This window comes from Flavobacterium sp. ASV13 (genome assembly GCF_000745775.1).
Taxonomy (GTDB): Bacteria; Bacteroidota; Bacteroidia; order Flavobacteriales; family Flavobacteriaceae; genus Flavobacterium.
The window spans coordinates 479,274-495,998 of sequence record NZ_JQJY01000004.1 but is presented as its reverse complement, the minus strand read 5'-3'; the positions used below and the strand labels follow the sequence as shown (position 1 = coordinate 495,998).

The 16,725-nt window shown below is 33.4% G+C and carries 11 protein-coding genes; 5 read left to right on the top strand and 6 right to left on the bottom strand.

The window, feature by feature from the left end; all coding sequences use genetic code 11:
- The first annotated feature begins 189 nt into the window (after positions 1-189).
- A complete protein-coding gene (secDF, locus tag GQ47_RS12840) occupies positions 190-3,162 on the top strand; it encodes a protein translocase subunit SecDF (protein WP_035649043.1) in 2,973 nt (990 codons plus the stop codon).
- 457 nt (positions 3,163-3,619) lie between these two features.
- Here the strand turns inward: secDF and lgt are convergent, their stop codons facing one another.
- From lgt to GQ47_RS12810, 6 genes are all read right to left on the bottom strand, one after another.
- The gene (gene lgt / locus GQ47_RS12835) at positions 3,620-4,552 is read right to left on the bottom strand and encodes a prolipoprotein diacylglyceryl transferase (RefSeq protein WP_035649042.1); all 933 of its coding nucleotides are present in this window, start codon (positions 4,550-4,552) and stop codon (positions 3,620-3,622) included.
- A 66-nt stretch (positions 4,553-4,618) separates the two neighbouring features.
- The gene (yidD, locus tag GQ47_RS12830) at positions 4,619-4,858 is read right to left on the bottom strand and encodes a membrane protein insertion efficiency factor YidD (RefSeq protein WP_035649040.1); all 240 of its coding nucleotides are present in this window, start codon (positions 4,856-4,858) and stop codon (positions 4,619-4,621) included.
- 20 nt (positions 4,859-4,878) lie between these two features.
- Positions 4,879-6,357, bottom strand: coding sequence for a cysteine--tRNA ligase (cysS, locus tag GQ47_RS12825; protein ID WP_035649038.1), 1,479 nt, complete (start codon positions 6,355-6,357; stop codon positions 4,879-4,881).
- Between the two features lie 128 nt (positions 6,358-6,485).
- Positions 6,486-7,157, bottom strand: coding sequence for a GTP cyclohydrolase I FolE (gene folE / locus GQ47_RS12820; protein ID WP_035649036.1), 672 nt, complete (start codon positions 7,155-7,157; stop codon positions 6,486-6,488).
- A 155-nt stretch (positions 7,158-7,312) separates the two neighbouring features.
- Positions 7,313-8,041 carry a hypothetical protein gene (locus GQ47_RS12815; RefSeq protein ID WP_035649034.1) on the bottom strand — a complete coding sequence of 243 codons (729 nt, stop codon included), beginning with the start codon at positions 8,039-8,041 and terminating at the stop codon, positions 7,313-7,315.
- Positions 8,042-8,188: 147 nt separating this feature from the next.
- Positions 8,189-9,385 (bottom strand): pyridoxal phosphate-dependent aminotransferase, encoded by a 1,197-nt coding sequence (locus GQ47_RS12810; protein ID WP_035649032.1) that lies wholly within the window; start codon positions 9,383-9,385, stop codon positions 8,189-8,191.
- Between the two features lie 123 nt (positions 9,386-9,508).
- Between GQ47_RS12810 and GQ47_RS12805 the strand changes: the two genes are divergently transcribed.
- The 4 genes from GQ47_RS12805 to GQ47_RS12790 all read left to right on the top strand — a co-directional run bounded on the left by GQ47_RS12805 (position 9,509) and on the right by GQ47_RS12790 (position 16,706).
- Entirely contained in the window at positions 9,509-10,834 is a 1,326-nt protein-coding gene (locus GQ47_RS12805) for a PDZ domain-containing protein (RefSeq protein WP_035649031.1), read from the top strand.
- Between the two features lie 142 nt (positions 10,835-10,976).
- Entirely contained in the window at positions 10,977-13,604 is a 2,628-nt protein-coding gene (locus GQ47_RS12800; RefSeq protein ID WP_035649029.1) for a gliding motility-associated C-terminal domain-containing protein, read from the top strand.
- Positions 13,605-13,633: 29 nt separating this feature from the next.
- The gene (locus GQ47_RS12795; RefSeq protein WP_035649028.1) at positions 13,634-14,563 is read left to right on the top strand and encodes a PorP/SprF family type IX secretion system membrane protein; all 930 of its coding nucleotides are present in this window, start codon (positions 13,634-13,636) and stop codon (positions 14,561-14,563) included.
- A 10-nt stretch (positions 14,564-14,573) separates the two neighbouring features.
- Positions 14,574-16,706: an OmpA family protein gene (locus GQ47_RS12790; protein WP_051951537.1), complete on the top strand. Its 2,133-nt coding sequence runs from the start codon at positions 14,574-14,576 to the stop codon at positions 16,704-16,706.
- Positions 16,707-16,725 lie beyond the last annotated feature (19 nt).

The window sequence follows — 16,725 nt, the reverse complement described above, 5'->3', positions numbered from 1 at the left end:
TCTTTTTTTTGAGATTAATTAATAAATAAATTGCTTAATCATTTCGAGAATTATATATTTGCTCGGTTTAAAAAAAATGTTGTAATTCGTGATCTCGATTTTTTAGTTTTAAAATCTCATGTCAGGGCTTATTTTTAGGGAATTTAGAACCAAAAACAAACAATAAAACATAATTAATTTTTAGTAATAATGCAGAATAAAGGACTTATTAAATTTTTCGCAATTCTATTTGCATTGGTAAGTATTTACCAACTTTCATTCACTTTTGTGGCAAATAATGTCAAAGGTGAGGCTAAAGCTTTTGCAGGAGATAATCCTGATAAAGAGCTAAAATATTTAGATTCTATTGGTAAAGAGAAGGTGTTTGATCTTGGTTTTACGGATTTTACTTACAATGAAGTGAAAAACAAGCAGCTAAATAAAGGTCTTGACTTAGAAGGAGGAATCAACGTGATTCTTCAGATTTCTATTAAAGACGTTTTAAAAGGTTTGTCAAACAACTCTAAAAACCCAGTTTTTAATAAATCATTAGCTGATGCAACTGCAAATTTAGAAGGAAATAAAACTTATTTAAGTAAATTCTTTGAAGCTTTTGAAGCAAATTCAAACGGAACAGTGAAATTGGCTTCGCCAGATATTTTTGCAAACAGAAGTTTACAAGGAGAAGGTGGAATTGATTTTCAAATGACCGATGCACAAGCTCAAAAAGTTATTAAAAGAAAAGTTGATGAGTCTGTAGAAAGTGCTTATAAAGTATTAAGAGAGCGTATCGACAAATTTGGTGTTACACAACCAAATATCCAAAAATTAGGAGAAACAGGAAGAATCTTAGTTGAGCTTCCAGGTGCTAAGGATGTTGATAGAATCAAAAAATTATTAGGAGGAAAAGCTCAGTTAGAGTTTTGGGAAACTTTCAAAATTGAAGAAATCGGTAACTTCTTAGTAGCTTCTAACGAGGCTTTGAAAAAAACTGAAATCAAAAAAACAGAAACTAAAGCTGTTGTTAAAGATTCATTGAATGCTTTATTAACTGATGCTAAAGATTCTGTTGATACTAAAAAAGGAAACAATCCATTATTTGACAAAATGATTGGTCAAGGTGGTGGTCCAGTTTTAGGATATTTTGCTCCAAAAGATACAGCTACAGTTAATGCTTACTTCAAAAGAGCAGATATCAGAGTTTTATTGGGTGCTGACCAACACAATGCAAAATTTGTTTGGAGTAAACCAACTACTTTAAAAGATGCTAAAGGAAAAGAAGTTGAAGCAGTTGAATTATATGCTTTAAAAGGTAACAGAGATAATGTTCCTGCAATGAGCGGTGGTGTTGTAACTGATGCTAAAGATACTTTTGATCAATTAGGGAAACCAGCTGTTTCTATGCAAATGAACAGCCAGGGTGCTAAAGTTTGGGAAGAATTGACTGGAAGAGCTTTCTCTCAAAAAGGTTATATCGCTATTGTTTTAGATGATATCGTTTATTCTGCTCCAGGAGTTACAAGCGGACCAATCGCTGGTGGAAGATCTGAAATTACAGGTTCTTTTGATGTTGCTGAAACTAAAGATTTAGCTAACGTATTAAACGCAGGTAAATTACCAGCTTCTGCAGATATTATTCAATCAACTGTTGTAGGACCATCTTTAGGTCAGGCTGCAATTGATGCTGGAACTATTTCATCTGTTGTTGGATTTTTATTAGTTTGTTTATGGATGGTATTCTATTATGGTAAAGCTGGATGGTACGCTAACCTTGCTTTATTATTAAACTTACTGTTCTTGTTCGGAATTATGGCAAGTTTTGGTTTTGTATTAACATTGCCAGGTATTGCAGGTATCGTGTTAACATTGGGTACGGCTGTAGATGCGAACATTATTATATTTGAAAGAGCAAAAGAGGAATTGCGTGAAGGTAAATCATTATCTGAGGCTGTTGTAACTTCTTACGGATGGCATGGTGCAATGCGTTCTATTATTGATGCAAACGTTACTCACGTTTTAACTGGAGCGATTTTATTTATCTTCGGAACTGGACCAATCAAAGGTTTCGCATTGACATTATTAATTGGTATCGTAACTTCATTGTTTACATCTATCTTTATTGCTAGAATTTTCATTGATAGAAATATTGCTGGAAAAGGTGATTTAACTTTCTCTACTAATATTACTAAAAACTGGTTCACTAATTTCCATTTTGACTTTATTAAAATCAAAAAATTCACTTATATCTTCTCTTCAATTGTAGTTGTTGTGAGTTTGATTTCTATCTTCTTCGTTAACGGATTAGATGAGGGTGTTGATTTTGTTGGAGGAAGAACTTTCCAAGTGAAATTTGAGAAACCAATCGATGCAACTGTAGTTTCAGATGAGTTATCTGCAGCTTTCGGAACGCCAGTTGAAGCTAAGGTTTTAGGTGATGATGATCAATTGAAAATCACTACTAAATATAAAATTAAAGAAGATGGTGTTGCTGTCGATGAGGAAGTAAACCAAAAATTATATCAGGCTTTACAGAAATATTACCCAAATACAACTTACGATAAATTCATCAACTCTTTTGATGGAAAAAGAGTAGGAGTATTGCAGGCTTCTAAAGTTGGAGCTTCTATTTCTGAGGATATTAAAACTAACTCTTACTGGGCGGTTCTTGGTGCAATGGCAGTTATTTTCTTATACTTAATGGTTTCTTTCCGTAAATGGCAATATTCATTAGGTGCGATTGCAGCTGTTGCGCATGACGTGATCTTTGTATTAGGAATCTACTCTTTATGTTATAAATTCATGCCTTTCCACATGGAAATGGACCAGCACTTTATTGCTGCGATTCTTACTGTAATTGGTTACTCTATGAATGATACTGTAATTGTATTTGATAGAATTAGAGAGTTTATCATCGGAAACCGTAAAGGAAGTTTTGAAGATATCGTAAATGCGTCTATTAACACTACATTGTCTAGAACGTTGAATACTTCATTAATGATGATCATTGTATTATTGACAATGTTTATCTTCGGAGGAGAGTCAATTAGAGGATTTATCTTCGCTATGTTGATTGGTATTGTTGTAGGAACTTACTCTTCATTATTTATTGCTACACCGGTATTGGTTGATACAATTTCTAGTGATGATAAGCACACAATTGAAGACAAACATAACAAGGCATAATTATAACCCTTGTTTTAAAATAGAAAAAGATCCAGTGAAAGCTGGATCTTTTTTTGTTCCTAATAATAGTTGTTTTTTAGTTTTGAATGAAACAAAGTTGAAGTGCGAACTTTTGTTTAAGCCGAAGTTTTAATGACAAATTTGAATTAGAATTATTATATCCGGTTAATGCTTAAGTGTAATTCGGGTAAAATCTTTTGAAAACAAAAACTTCTAATCTAGCCCCGATGGAAGCGGTATCCTTTTTCCTGCTTCTTTAGCAGGGAAAAGATATAGCGTACAGCGGGACAACTGATCTCTTGAACGATAAGTTTCTGCTTTAAATAATTAATAGTGACGAAAATCTAAAATGAATTTATATATTTAGATTCTAATTGTGCTGGGAAATTTTTGTTTCTAGAGCAAAAAAAATCCCAATAATATCATTATTGGGATTTTGTATTTTTTAAGATCTTCATTAAGATGTCGCTAATGGATTTCTTTGCGCTCTAATGACAAAGAAAAGACCAATTATGATAAAAGGTATGCTTAGCCATTGTCCTGTCGAGAAATAGCCTAATTCGCTTTCAAAACCGCCTTGGCTTTCTTTTACAAACTCAACGATAAAACGAACAACAAATAAAAGAACTAAAAACAATCCGAATAAGTATCCTGATTTAAGTCTTGCATTTGTTTTCCAGTATAAGAAATATAAAGCTGCAAATACAAAAATGTAACAGAAAGCTTCATATAATTGCGTTGGGTGTTTTGCAGGGACCTGAGCTAGTAAATCAGCAAATTTTGGATCATGTGCAATTGCATTATAAGCTTCTTTAGGATTGGCAATTTGAGTCGCGTTAACAGCTTCTGCCTTGCTGAATTTGTCATGTAAAAAGCGAATACCGAAAGCAGATGTTGTTTCGTGTCCGATAATTTCAGAATTGAAAAAGTTTCCTAAACGAACAAAAATCGCACCGCTGGCAACTGGAATAACAACACGGTCTAAAATCCATAATAATGGACGTTTTAGAATCATTTTGCTGTAAAAATACATGGCAACGATGATTGAAATCGCTGCTCCATGACTTGCTAGTCCTTGAAATCCTGTGAACTCAAATTTTGGTTCAAAACGGAATGGCAAAAAGATTTCAAGCAAATGGTTTCTAAAATATTCCCAGTCATAAAAGAAAACATGTCCTAGACGCGCGCCGGCTAAAGTGGCAAGAACAGTCCAAACAAATAAAGAATCCAGTTTGTCAAGTGATTCATTTTCGCGTTCGAAAATCTTTTTCATCAGGTACCATCCTAAACCAAAAGCAATTACGAACATCAAACTGTAATAACGAATCATAAAAAATCCTAAATCGATTCCTTCTGAAGGATTCCAAACCATATTTAAGGCGTGTGTCATGTAGTATTTTGTTTTTTATTAATTGTAAAAATAAATATTTAATGCAGAGTTCCTCTTTATAAAAAGTTAATGTTTATGTGAACATTTCTTTTCCGGGACTGGGTCATACCCGGTTCTTCCCCAGGGATGACAGCTTAAAATACGTTTCATTCCGAGATAACCGCCATAAAATAATCCATGTTTTTGAAGTGCTTCAATCATGTAACTTGAACATGTTGGTTCAAATCGGCATGACGCCGGTGTAAAGGGCGAAATGGCGGTTTGATAAAAGCGCACTAATAAAACAAATGGAGTGATTGCTTTCATGGGTTTATGAAATGACTTTTTTAGATCGAAAAGCTGGTTCCTTCTTTTCCGTCCTTCAACTGGATTCCTAAAGCGATAAGCTGATCACGAATTTGGTCAGAAAGAGCGAAATTTTTATCTGCTCTGGCTTGATTTCTCATTCCGATAAGCATATTTACAACGCCTTCTAATTTATCGTTATTGCTGTCAGAACCTTTTTCGTCGCTTAAGCCTAAAACGTCAAAAACAAAAGCATTGATTGCTGTTGAGAATGTTTTTAGATCTTCAGCAGAAATGGTTTCTTTTCCGTCTTTTAATAAATTAATGTAACGAACACCTTCAAACAATTGCGCGATTAAAATTGGCGTGTTGAAGTCGTCGTTCATTGCGTCGTAGCATAGCTGTTTCCATGCTCCAAAATCAATAGAACTTGAATTGCTTGCTGTAATAGTTGGCAAAGCGTCAATTGCTTCCATTAATCTTTTGTACCCTTTTTCAGCTGCAGTAATAGCATCATCAGAAAAATCTAAAATGCTTCTGTAATGCGCCTGTAACATGAAAAAACGAGTTACTGAAGCAGAAAATGCTTTACTCAGAATGGTATTATCTCCGCTTAAAATTTCTCCTGGTAAAATATTATTTCCAGTTGATTTTGCCATTTTCTTTCCGTTTAAGGTAAGCATATTGGCATGCATCCAGTAATTTACCGGAGATTGTCCTGTGCAGGCTTCATTTTGTGCGATTTCGCATTCGTGGTGAGGGAATTTTAAATCCATTCCGCCTCCATGAATATCAAAATGATTTCCTAAGTATTTTGTGCTCATTGCAGTACATTCAAGATGCCAGCCCGGAAAACCGTCGCTCCAAGGTGAAGGCCATCTCATGATATGTTCTGGTTCTGCTTTTTTCCAAAGTGCAAAATCCTGTGGGTTTCTTTTGTCAGATTGTCCATCAAGATCGCGGGTATTGGCAAGCATATCTTCAATATTGCGGCCACTTAAAATTCCGTAATTATTGGTTTCATTGTATTTTACAACATCAAAATAAACTGATCCATTGGCAACATAGCCAATTCCTTTATCGATAATTTTTTTGATGATTTCGATTTGCTCAATAATATGGCCAGTTGCAGTTGGCTCGATACTTGGCGGTAAAAAGTTGAAAGCTTTTAGAATATCATGAAAATCTACAGTGTATCGTTGTACAACCTCCATTGGTTCTAATTGTTCCAAACGAGCTTTTTTGGCAATTTTATCTTCACCTTCATCAACGTCATCCACAATATGTCCAACATCTGTAATATTACGCACATAACGTACTTTGTAATCCAGATGTAAAAAATACCTGAAAATCACGTCAAATGACATAAAAGTCCTTACGTTTCCTAAGTGAACATTACTATATACGGTAGGTCCACAAACATACATTCCAACACTTCCTTCATGGATTGGTTTGAAATCTTCTTTTTCACCCGAAAGTGAATTGTATATTTTTAGCGGTTGTGTTGTATATAATGGCATATTTTGCTGTTTTTTTAGGAGCTAATCCTGCTATCTGCTGTATCTTTTATCTCGTAATGACGAGACCATAAAAGGATGCCGCTACTATCAGGGCTAGACCATAAATATAATAGAAATTTCGAAAAAAATTAGAACTGAGTATCTAATTTGATATAGTCCAAAAATTCCCTTTTCGTTTGAGCGTCTTTGAATTTTCCACCGAATTCAGATGTTACTGTGCTGCTTTCAATGTCTTTAATTCCTCTAGAATTTACGCAAAGGTGTTTTGCGTCGATAACGCAGGCAACATCTTCTGTTCCAAGTGCTTTTTGTAATTCCTGAACAATCTGCATTGTTAAACGTTCCTGAACCTGAGGTCTTTTTGCATAATATTCAACAATACGGTTCATTTTAGAAAGTCCAATAACTCTTCCGCTTGAAATATAAGCAACGTGAGCGCGTCCAATAATTGGTAGTAAATGGTGCTCACAAGTAGAATAAACGGTAATGTTTTTCTCTACTAACATTTCACCGTATTTGTAATTATTGTCAAAAGTAGAAGCTTTTGGTTGTTTTGAAGGATTTAAACCACCAAAAATTTCTTTTACAAACATTTTAGCAACTCGGTTTGGAGTTCCTTTGATGCTGTCGTCTGTCAAATCCATTCCAAGTGTCTGTAGAATGCTTTCAACATCTTTTTTTATTTTTTCTATTTTTTCTTCATCAGTTATGTCAAAAGCGTCCGCTCTTAAAGGGTTTTTTGCATTACTGCTGAAGTGACTGTCACCAATTTCGTCTAAAAAATCTTCGTTATTTATCATTAAAAACTACTATTATAATGGGTATATCTTTTTAAGGCGGTAAAGATAATTAATAAAAAGCAAACCTTTTCTATCGTTTTTACTATTTAATCGATCCTTTTTGGATATAGTTTAAATTAAGACAACTCGATTCGAGTTTTGTTTGTTACTATTTATTACTTGAAAAAAAAGGAATAAGTCTGTATAAAATCAATTGAAAAATCGGCAAATGCTAATTTGTGGGTGTTAGTACTTTCTCCGGAAGGGAATTTTTTTGCAGATTGATATTTTGTTATTTCACTTTCTGGTTTTGTAAATCCGTAATTATATGCTGTTGCATAAAATCTAATTTTTTCCTCAGTGCTTTTAAAATTAATATTTTGATATTTATATTCGGCAACAAACCAGAAAACTTTTAGATATCGCAATTGCCATTGCAAATTTGCTAAACGATTTATTCTTTCTTTTCGGGCTTCTTTTTCATCTTTGTTTTGAATAAGAACCCATTGATAAGTTTTTAAATCTTCAGTATTAGCAACATAATTTTCTAAATTTTCTAAAAATGAAGGTTTCATCTGAAAATAACCTGTTGAAAAATCAGATGCTTCTTTTCCTTTATTGACATACAAAATTCTGTTTGAAGAAGTTTCTAAATAATCTGAATAAGAATCGTATCGTAGGATTTCCGGAAAGGCAATCGAAAGAATTTGTGCTTTTTCGGTGTTAAGAAGTTCTAAGTCTATGAATTTCTTTTTCTTTTTTAATAATGAAAAAGCGCGGTTAATTTCTTGCCGATAATATTCGATGTCTTGGTCTTTAAAATCATTCTTTACTTCTTTGCTCTTTTTATTTATAGCAGATGCCGATATCAGAAACAGAAATGATATTACAATTAACTTTTTCATGTTAAAAGTCTTTAAATCTATAGCTAAATTACTAAGAACTAAATAATATGAAGTTTGTTTTTGAGGTTATTTTCAGAAAAGAGGAAACAAAAAAAATCTGTTTCAACATTTAAGTTAAAACAGATTTTAGAATAATGTATTTAATTTTTATCTTTTGTTATAAACTAAAAGAGCTTCCTTTAATATGTTAACCGCTGTAATTAGATCTTTTTTATTTAAAACGTAAGCAATTCGAACTTGATTTAGTCCCATTCCCGGAGTTGAATAAAAACCTTTTGCAGGCGCAATCATTACAGTTTCACCATTTAAATCATAACTTTCTAAAAGCCATTGTGCAAAATCATCGGAATCTTCTATTGGTAATTGTGCAATACAATAAAAAGCTCCTTTTGGTTTTGTAACAATTACGCCTTCAATTTTGTTTAATTCGGAAATTAAAGTATCGCGGCGCTCTTTGTATTCTGCAATAACTTCATCAAAATAACTTTGAGGCGTATCTATAGCAGCTTCGCAAGCAATCTGCTCAATTGTAGGCGGACTTAAACGCGCCTGAGCAAATTTCATTACTGTTGCTAAAACATCTTTATTTTTTGTTACCAAACAGCCAATTCTTGCGCCACACATACTGTAGCGTTTAGAAACAGAATCAACCATGATGACATTTTGCTCGACATCTTCTAAATTCATTACAGAAAAATGAACATCATTTCCGTCATACAGAAACTCACGATAGACTTCATCTGCAATTAAATATAAGTCGTGCTTTTTTATCAAGCTCGCTAATTGTTTAATTTCTGCTTCAGAATATAAATAACCTGTTGGATTGCCAGGATTACAAATTAAAATGGCTTTTGTTCTGTTCGTAATTAATTTTTCAACTTCTTCAATGCTTGGCAAAGCAAATGCAGTTTCTATAGTTGAAACAAGTGGTACGACAGTAGCACTTGTTGAAGATGCAAACGCATGGTAATTAGCATAAAAAGGCTCAGGAATTATAATTTCATCTCCTGGATCAGTAATTGTGGCCAGCGCAAATAGTAAGGCTTCAGAACCACCAGTTGTTACAATGATGTCTTCTGTGTTAACGTTTACATTTTGGCGCTGGTAAAAATGAGCTAATTTTTTTCTATAGCTTTCATATCCGGCAGACGGACTATATTCTATAATACTCAAATCAATATTTTTTACCGCCTCGATGGCCACTTCCGGTGTCTTGATATCCGGTTGACCAATGTTTAAGTGATACACTTTGTGTCCTTTTTTCTTTGCTAAATCTGCAAAAGGAGCCAGCTTGCGTATCGGTGATTCAGGCATGTTTCTGCCTTTGTGAGAAATTGTTGGCATGAGTATAAATTATTGAAGTGCAAATTTGCATTTTTTTTTCGAATTTAACGTAAACATTATGAGGTGTTATGGAAATGTAACAATTATCAATATTTTTATTAATTTTATATTAAAATATTATCAATGAAAAAATATTTCATGTTGTTTTTTGGGCTTTTAACATCTTTAACTATGCAAGCTCAAGATGATTTTTTGATCCAGGGTCATAGCAGTAAGGTCACAATTCCATTTAAATTGATAAATAATCTCATCTTTATTCCAATAAAAGTAAATGGAGTAGAGCTGAATTTTCTATTGGATTCTGGTGTTGAAGAAACCATTATGTTTAGTATGGAAGAACAAAAAGAAATCAGTTTTAATAATGTTGTAAAAATCAAGCTTAGAGGATTAGGAAGCGAAGAAGAAATAGAAGGGTTGAAATCGACTAACAATGTATTGGAAACCCATAGCCTGAAATCTAGCACACACTTAGTCTATATTATTTTAGATCAAAATTTTAACTTATCGTCGCATATTGGAATTCCAGTAAATGGCATCATTGGATATAAGTTTTTTAAAAATAATTTGGTTGAAATTAATTACTCAAAGAAAAAACTTTACGTTTATCCAAATAAAGAATCCATTAAAGAGAAACTGGATAAGAAATTCAAATCAGTTCCGATTTCAATTGAAAGATCTAAGCCTTATATTACTACAACTGCAGTAGTTGACAGTGTTAAGATTTCGGCTAAATTATTGATTGATATTGGTAATAGTGATGCTTTTTGGATTTTTGAGAACAATAAAATCAAATTGCCTAAGAAAAACTTCCCAGACTTTTTAGGAAAAGGATTTAGCGGTGATATTGAAGGACATCGTGCAAAAATTGCTAAATTTTCAGTCGATGAATTTGATTTTAAAAATCCGATAGTTGCGTTTCCGGATTCAACTTCGATTAGAAATGTAAAAATGGTACCAGGCCGAATTGGTTCGATAGGAGGTGAGGTTTTAAAACGTTTTACTCTTGTTTTGGATTATGCTGATGAAAAGCTTTATCTGAAAAAAAACAGTAAATTTTCGGAGCCATTTACTTATAACAAGAGCGGAATAACAGTTCAGCATAATGGTTTGCAATGGGTACAGGAAACGCTTCATTTAGAAACAGTACAGGTTGCGAATTCTATGTCAGACGTAGGTTATGATGCTAAAAAAGATGATAATTTCAAATATAAATTTTCATTAAAACCCGTTTATGAAATTGTGAATATTAGAAAAAAATCTGCAGCCGAAAAATGTGGTTTAAAAAAAGGAGATATCATTGTAAGCATAAATAATGCAGTGCCTTATAAATATTCTTTGCAGCAGATAAACAGCCTTTTAAAGTCGGAAGACGATGTGTGGATCAATTTAGAAGTTGAACGCGACAGTTTAATTTTAAAATTCAGATTTAGACTTGAGGATGAACTTTAGGAAAAGACATTTTAGAAAGTTTTTTGGGTCATAATCAATAGAATGACTATTTTTGAAAAGTAAGTACACTTTTGTGATAAAATAATTGTTAAATTGTTTACATAGTGCTTCTAAATTATAATGTTTAGCCAAATATAATTTTATGGTCAAAAAATACATTAGTTTTCTCCGAATCATTCTTTTTTTTATTTTTTTATCTGTAATCCCTAATAAAATTTATGCGCAATGTGCGGGTGAAGATGGAACATTGACAGTTTGTGATATTCAGAATGCCAGCAGCAAAGTGATTGATTTAAATACTTATTTGACAGGTTCACCACTGAGCGGAGGAGTCTGGACAGATACTGATGGTTCCGGAGGATTAGACCCTGATACCGGAATTTTAGATGCACAGCAAATTCGAACTAGTAATACTTTTCGTTATACTTATACTGTTGACGGAATTGGGCTTTGTCCCGATAATACTGCTGTTGTTACGGTAACGATTGGAGGGTATGCTGGTGTTCCTTCTAATACAGTAATTTGTAGTTCATCTAAGTCATATAATCTTTTTCAGTCTTTTAATGGTCTTTTTTTGGGACCCCAGTCCAATGGGCAATGGCATGATGATACTACAAATCAGGATATTCCATCAGTTATTGATGTTACTCATCTTGAAGGAAATTATCCTTTTACCTATACAATGCCAGCAATAGGAAGTTGTGCAGCAGTTTCATCAACTGTGATTATTTCAGTTTTTAGAAACCCTGAGTCAGGATCCCCACTACCATTAAATATTTGTGCCGATGATGGATTCTCAAATTATACTAATGTTGATTTGAATGATTTGTTGTCTAAAGAAGATCCAAATGGTACCTGGACAGATTTAAGAAATACTGGCGAGTTGTCCTTTCCAGGAGATCACTTTGTTGATGTCCAAAAAATTTATAATAAATATGGATTAGGTACTTTTTCTTTTAAATATACGGTCTTATCAACAAAAAATCCTATTTGTAAAAATGCAGAAACTACAGTTAATATAGTTATTGAAAGGAGATTAGATTTTACTGGTGCAACATTGACTGTAAACTCTGATATTTGCGAAACTGATATTGCAACTGCAACTTACTCTGTCACTATAAGAAAAGAAACCGCCGCAATACCAGATGGGAATTATAATGTTAGATTCTCTGTTAGTGGAAGCAATGGAGGATCGGAGGTTGTGCAGGCAAGTTTTGTTAATGGGATTATGTCTTTTCCATTAAAATCTGATTATTTTCAGCAAGTTGGAGCTTATTTAGTCAATGTACGTAATATTTATGAAGCGACAAGCGTGCTTGCCTGTGAGAATATTATTGGGAACATAAGTGATTTTTTAAATGTTTACCCAATCCCAGATTTAATTGGAGCTAGAATTGAACCTGTTCAAGCATGTCAAAACACAGCTTCTTTAATTACTATTTCTGAAGCGACAAGAGTTGCAGATGGTACGTATGATATATCATATAATATTGCAGGTGTAAATACCATATCAGGCCAGACAGCAAGAGTGACTTTTGCCGGTGGGATTGCTTCATTCACATTGCCCGCTATTTTAAATTCTCAAAGTGGAAATTCAGTAATTACAATTACGAATATTAAACATATTGGGACCTCATGTTCTAATACAGCGAATTTAAGGGGAAACATTATCGTAAATCCTTTACCGAATGTTACAAATTTAAAAACACAAGCAACTACAGTTTGTTTTGGTTCAGCTGTAACAGCTTCAGTTACTGGACTAGGAACTTTGACAGATGTTACATTATCTTATACACTTTCTGGAGCAAATACAGCCACAGTCCAGACAATTGCTTTGTCTCCTATAAGTGGTAATGCTAGTTTTGTAATTCCTGCAACTTTGCTTGCTAATACAGGTTCAACTACGATTAAAATTGAAAATGTAAAAAACAATATTACAGGTTGTGATAGTCCGGTAAGTATTGTGTCTGCAGCTTTTTCAATAAATCCTATTCCAGTAGCTCCAGTTTCAAGAGATCAGTCGTTTTGCAAGTCTGAAGGAGCAATTATTGGCAATTTAGCACCTAGCGGACCACAATTTAAATGGTATAATTCACCAACATTGACTACGCCGCTCGCAAATACCTATCTTCTTAAAAATGAAACCTTATATGTGACCGAAACAACTTTGTCTTGTACTTCTGCAGCAACAATGATTAAAGTCACTTTAAGAGATACTCCAGCACCGGAATTAAATACTGACGGACAAAATTTCTGTGGTTTAGATGCCCCAACACTAGCAAGTTTATCAAATAATACAAATGTGCCTTCATCAGTAGTTTGGTATGATGCGCCAAAAGGTGGTACACTTTTGCCTGCATCAACAGCATTAGTAGACAAAGGGAAATATTATGGATTTGACTTTTCGTCAAGCGAAAATTGTCTTTCATATGACAGTCTAGAAGTTATTGTTTCATTAACGGATTGCGATACTGTTCCTCCTGATTTCTTCATTCCTGATGGATTTTCGCCAAATGGTGACGGCGTGAATGACACTTTCGTAATTCCTAATATTGATTTCTTGTTTCCTAACTATTATTTGCAAATTTTCAACAGATACGGGAATAGAATGTATGAAGGATTTAAAGACAAAGCAAGTTGGGACGGAACCAATTGGGAGACAGGCGGATTTGCTCATGGAATAGCGCCAAATGGAGTCTATTTTTATACACTCCAGTTTAATAAAGGCAATAAGCCTCCAATACAAGGACGCCTTTATTTAAACCGATAATTCCTTTTGCAATATTTAATATGATTCAAATGAAAAAAATAGTACTCTACATAACTTTTCTCTTTTGCTTAACGACTGTTTCAGCACAACAGGATCCAGAATACACACACTATATGTACAATATGAGTGTTGTAAATCCGGCTTATGCAACTGGAACTCCTTTAATGATGAATTTTGGAGGACTATACAGAACACAGTGGGTTGGGGCAGTAGGAGCGCCAAAAACCTTTACATTTTTTGGACATACAGCTTTATCAGAAAAAGTTGAAGTAGGTCTTTCATTTATTTCTGATGATATTGGCGATGGCGCAAAAAAGGAAAATAATATTTATGCTGATTTTGCTTATGTATTGGATTTAGGAGGAAAAAATAAACTTTCGCTGGGTCTGAAAGCCGGAGTATCATCAATGCAAACTAATTTTAACGGATTTAAATTTAGTGATCCCGCAACTGATATTGCTTTTTCAGAAAATATAAATGCCACAAAGCCCAATATTGGTGTTGGAGCTTATTATTTTAGAGATAATTTATATCTCGGATTTTCTGCTCCAAATTTGATAAAATCTAAATATATCGAAGAAAAGTCAGGAATTAATGCTTTTGGAGCTGAAGAAATCCATATGTTTTTTACCGGAGGGTACGTTTTTCAAATTAATGATGATTTAAAACTGAAGCCGGCATTTATGTCACGATTTGTAAAAGGTGCTCCAGTTTCTATTGATTTGACAGCAAATGTTTTGTATAACGAAAAGTTTGAATTTGGCGCAGCATACAGGATTGATGATTCGGTGAGCGCTTTGTTTAATTTTAATGTAACACCAACTTTGAGAGTTGGTTATGCTTACGACTATACACTTTCTAATTTAGGCCAGTTTAATTCAGGAACGCATGAAATAATGTTATTGTTTGATTTGGATTTATTAGGAAAAGGATATGATAAATCACCTAGATTCTTTTAAAATGAAAAATATGAAAAAGCTACTAGTTATTATATTCGTATTTTCAATACAATTTATAAACGCCCAAGATAAGGAATTGGCCAGAGCCAAGCGATTCTTTGATAAGACATATTATACTGAAGCCATTATTTTATATGAAAAATTAGCCGAAGAAAAACCTTCACAGGAAGTAATAAAAAACCTGGCTGATTCTTATTATTACACCAATAATTTAGTAAAAGCCCAGCGTTATTACCGACTGTTATTTCAAAACTATAATAAGGATTTAAATCGCGAATATTATTTCAGATATGCGCAAACCTTAAAAGCAACAAATAGTTCTGCCGATGCAAATGCAGCTTTGAAACAATATTATGCTTCATCTACCAATGGTAAAGATTCAATTTATTTTAAAAATGAACTGAAAGAACTTGAAAATGTTTCGGCTATCGGAAATCGATTTGAAATCAAAAATCTAGCGCTCAATACTCCAAATTCTGAGTTTGGAGCGGTTCCGTATAACGGAAATTTAGTTTTTGCTGCCGTAAAACTTAAACCAGGAATATTTGACAAAAGATTCAAATGGGATAATGAAACTTATTTAAATTTAGTTTCAGTTCCACTTAATGAAATTAATTCGGCTGAACCAAATATCAATTATTTTGCATCGGAATTAAAAACCGGAATGCACGAATCAAATGCTGTTTTTACAAAAGATGGCAAAACGGTTTATTTTACCCGAAATAATTCAAAAAATAAAACCCGAAAAACAAACGATCAGAAAGTCTCGAATCTTCAAATTTTCAAAGCCGAATTAGTTGACGGAAAATGGACAAATATTATGTCACTTCCGTTCAATAGCCCAAATTATTCGGTCGAACATCCTGCACTTAGCGTGGATGAAAAAGTGTTGTATTTCGCTTCAGATATGCCTGGATCTATCGGCTCTTTTGATATTTATTCGGTAAATATTAATAAAGGCGCATTTGATACACCAAAAAATTTAGGTCCAATTATTAATACCGATAAAAGAGAACAGTTTCCTTTTGTTTCGGCAGATAATAAACTTTATTTTTCTTCAGATGGACATTTGGGATATGGATCTTTAGACGTTTTTGTTTCGGAAATTAAAGGAAATGAATATTCTGAACCAGTAAATATAGGACTGCCATTAAATTCTAATTTGGATGATTTTTCTTTTACAATAAATTCGGATACAAAAGAAGGTTTTTTTGCATCAAATAGAGATGGCGGAAAAGGAAGTGACGATATTTACCAATTCAAAGAAACGAAAGATCTGATTGTTGAAGACTGCAAACAGTTTATCGCAGGAACAATCACAGATGTCGATACTAATTTGCCTCTTGAAAATGCCACTGTAATGCTTCAGGATGCTACTAAAAAGACTTTGAATACGATTACAGTTCCAGCCGATGGAAAATTCAGTTTTACCGTTGCTTGCGAAAGTTCGTATACAATTGTTGCTTTCAAAGAAAAGTATACCAATGAATCGAAATCACTGGAAATTGGAAAAACCAGAAATGCTACAAACGATGGTTCATTGGCATTGAAATCTTTAGATGCAATAAAATTAGAAGAAAAACAAAATGCTGAAAATAAAAGAAAACAGGAGCTTATTTTAGAAGAAGAAAATAAGAAAAAAGAAGCCTTGGCAATTATTGCATTAAATGAAGCAGCAAAAAAAGCAAAAGCGGATGAAATAAAAGCTGACGAAATCAAGAAAAAGGAGAAAGTAGCAGAGATTTTAAAACAGGAAAAAGATGTTGTAAAAGATGATAAAGACAGATTGGTTATCAAAACAGATCCTATTTATTTTGATTACAACATGTGGTATATCCGTAAAGAATCTAAAGTAGTTTTAGGAAGAGTAGTTGCTTTGATGAACAAATATCCAGGAATGGTTATCGAAATTGGTTCGCATACAGATTCGCGCGGAAATGATAAATTTAATGAAGCGCTTTCTCAAAAAAGAGCAAATTCTACCAGAGAATTTATAATTCAGTCCGGAATAAATGCAAGCCGAGTTTCTGCAAAAGGTTATGGAGAATCTGTTCCCATTATAAAATGCAAAACCGACGATGCCTGCTCAGAAGAAGAGCATGAATTAAACCGAAGATCTGAATTTGTAATCAAGAAGTTGTAAAGTTTGAAAAATAAACTTG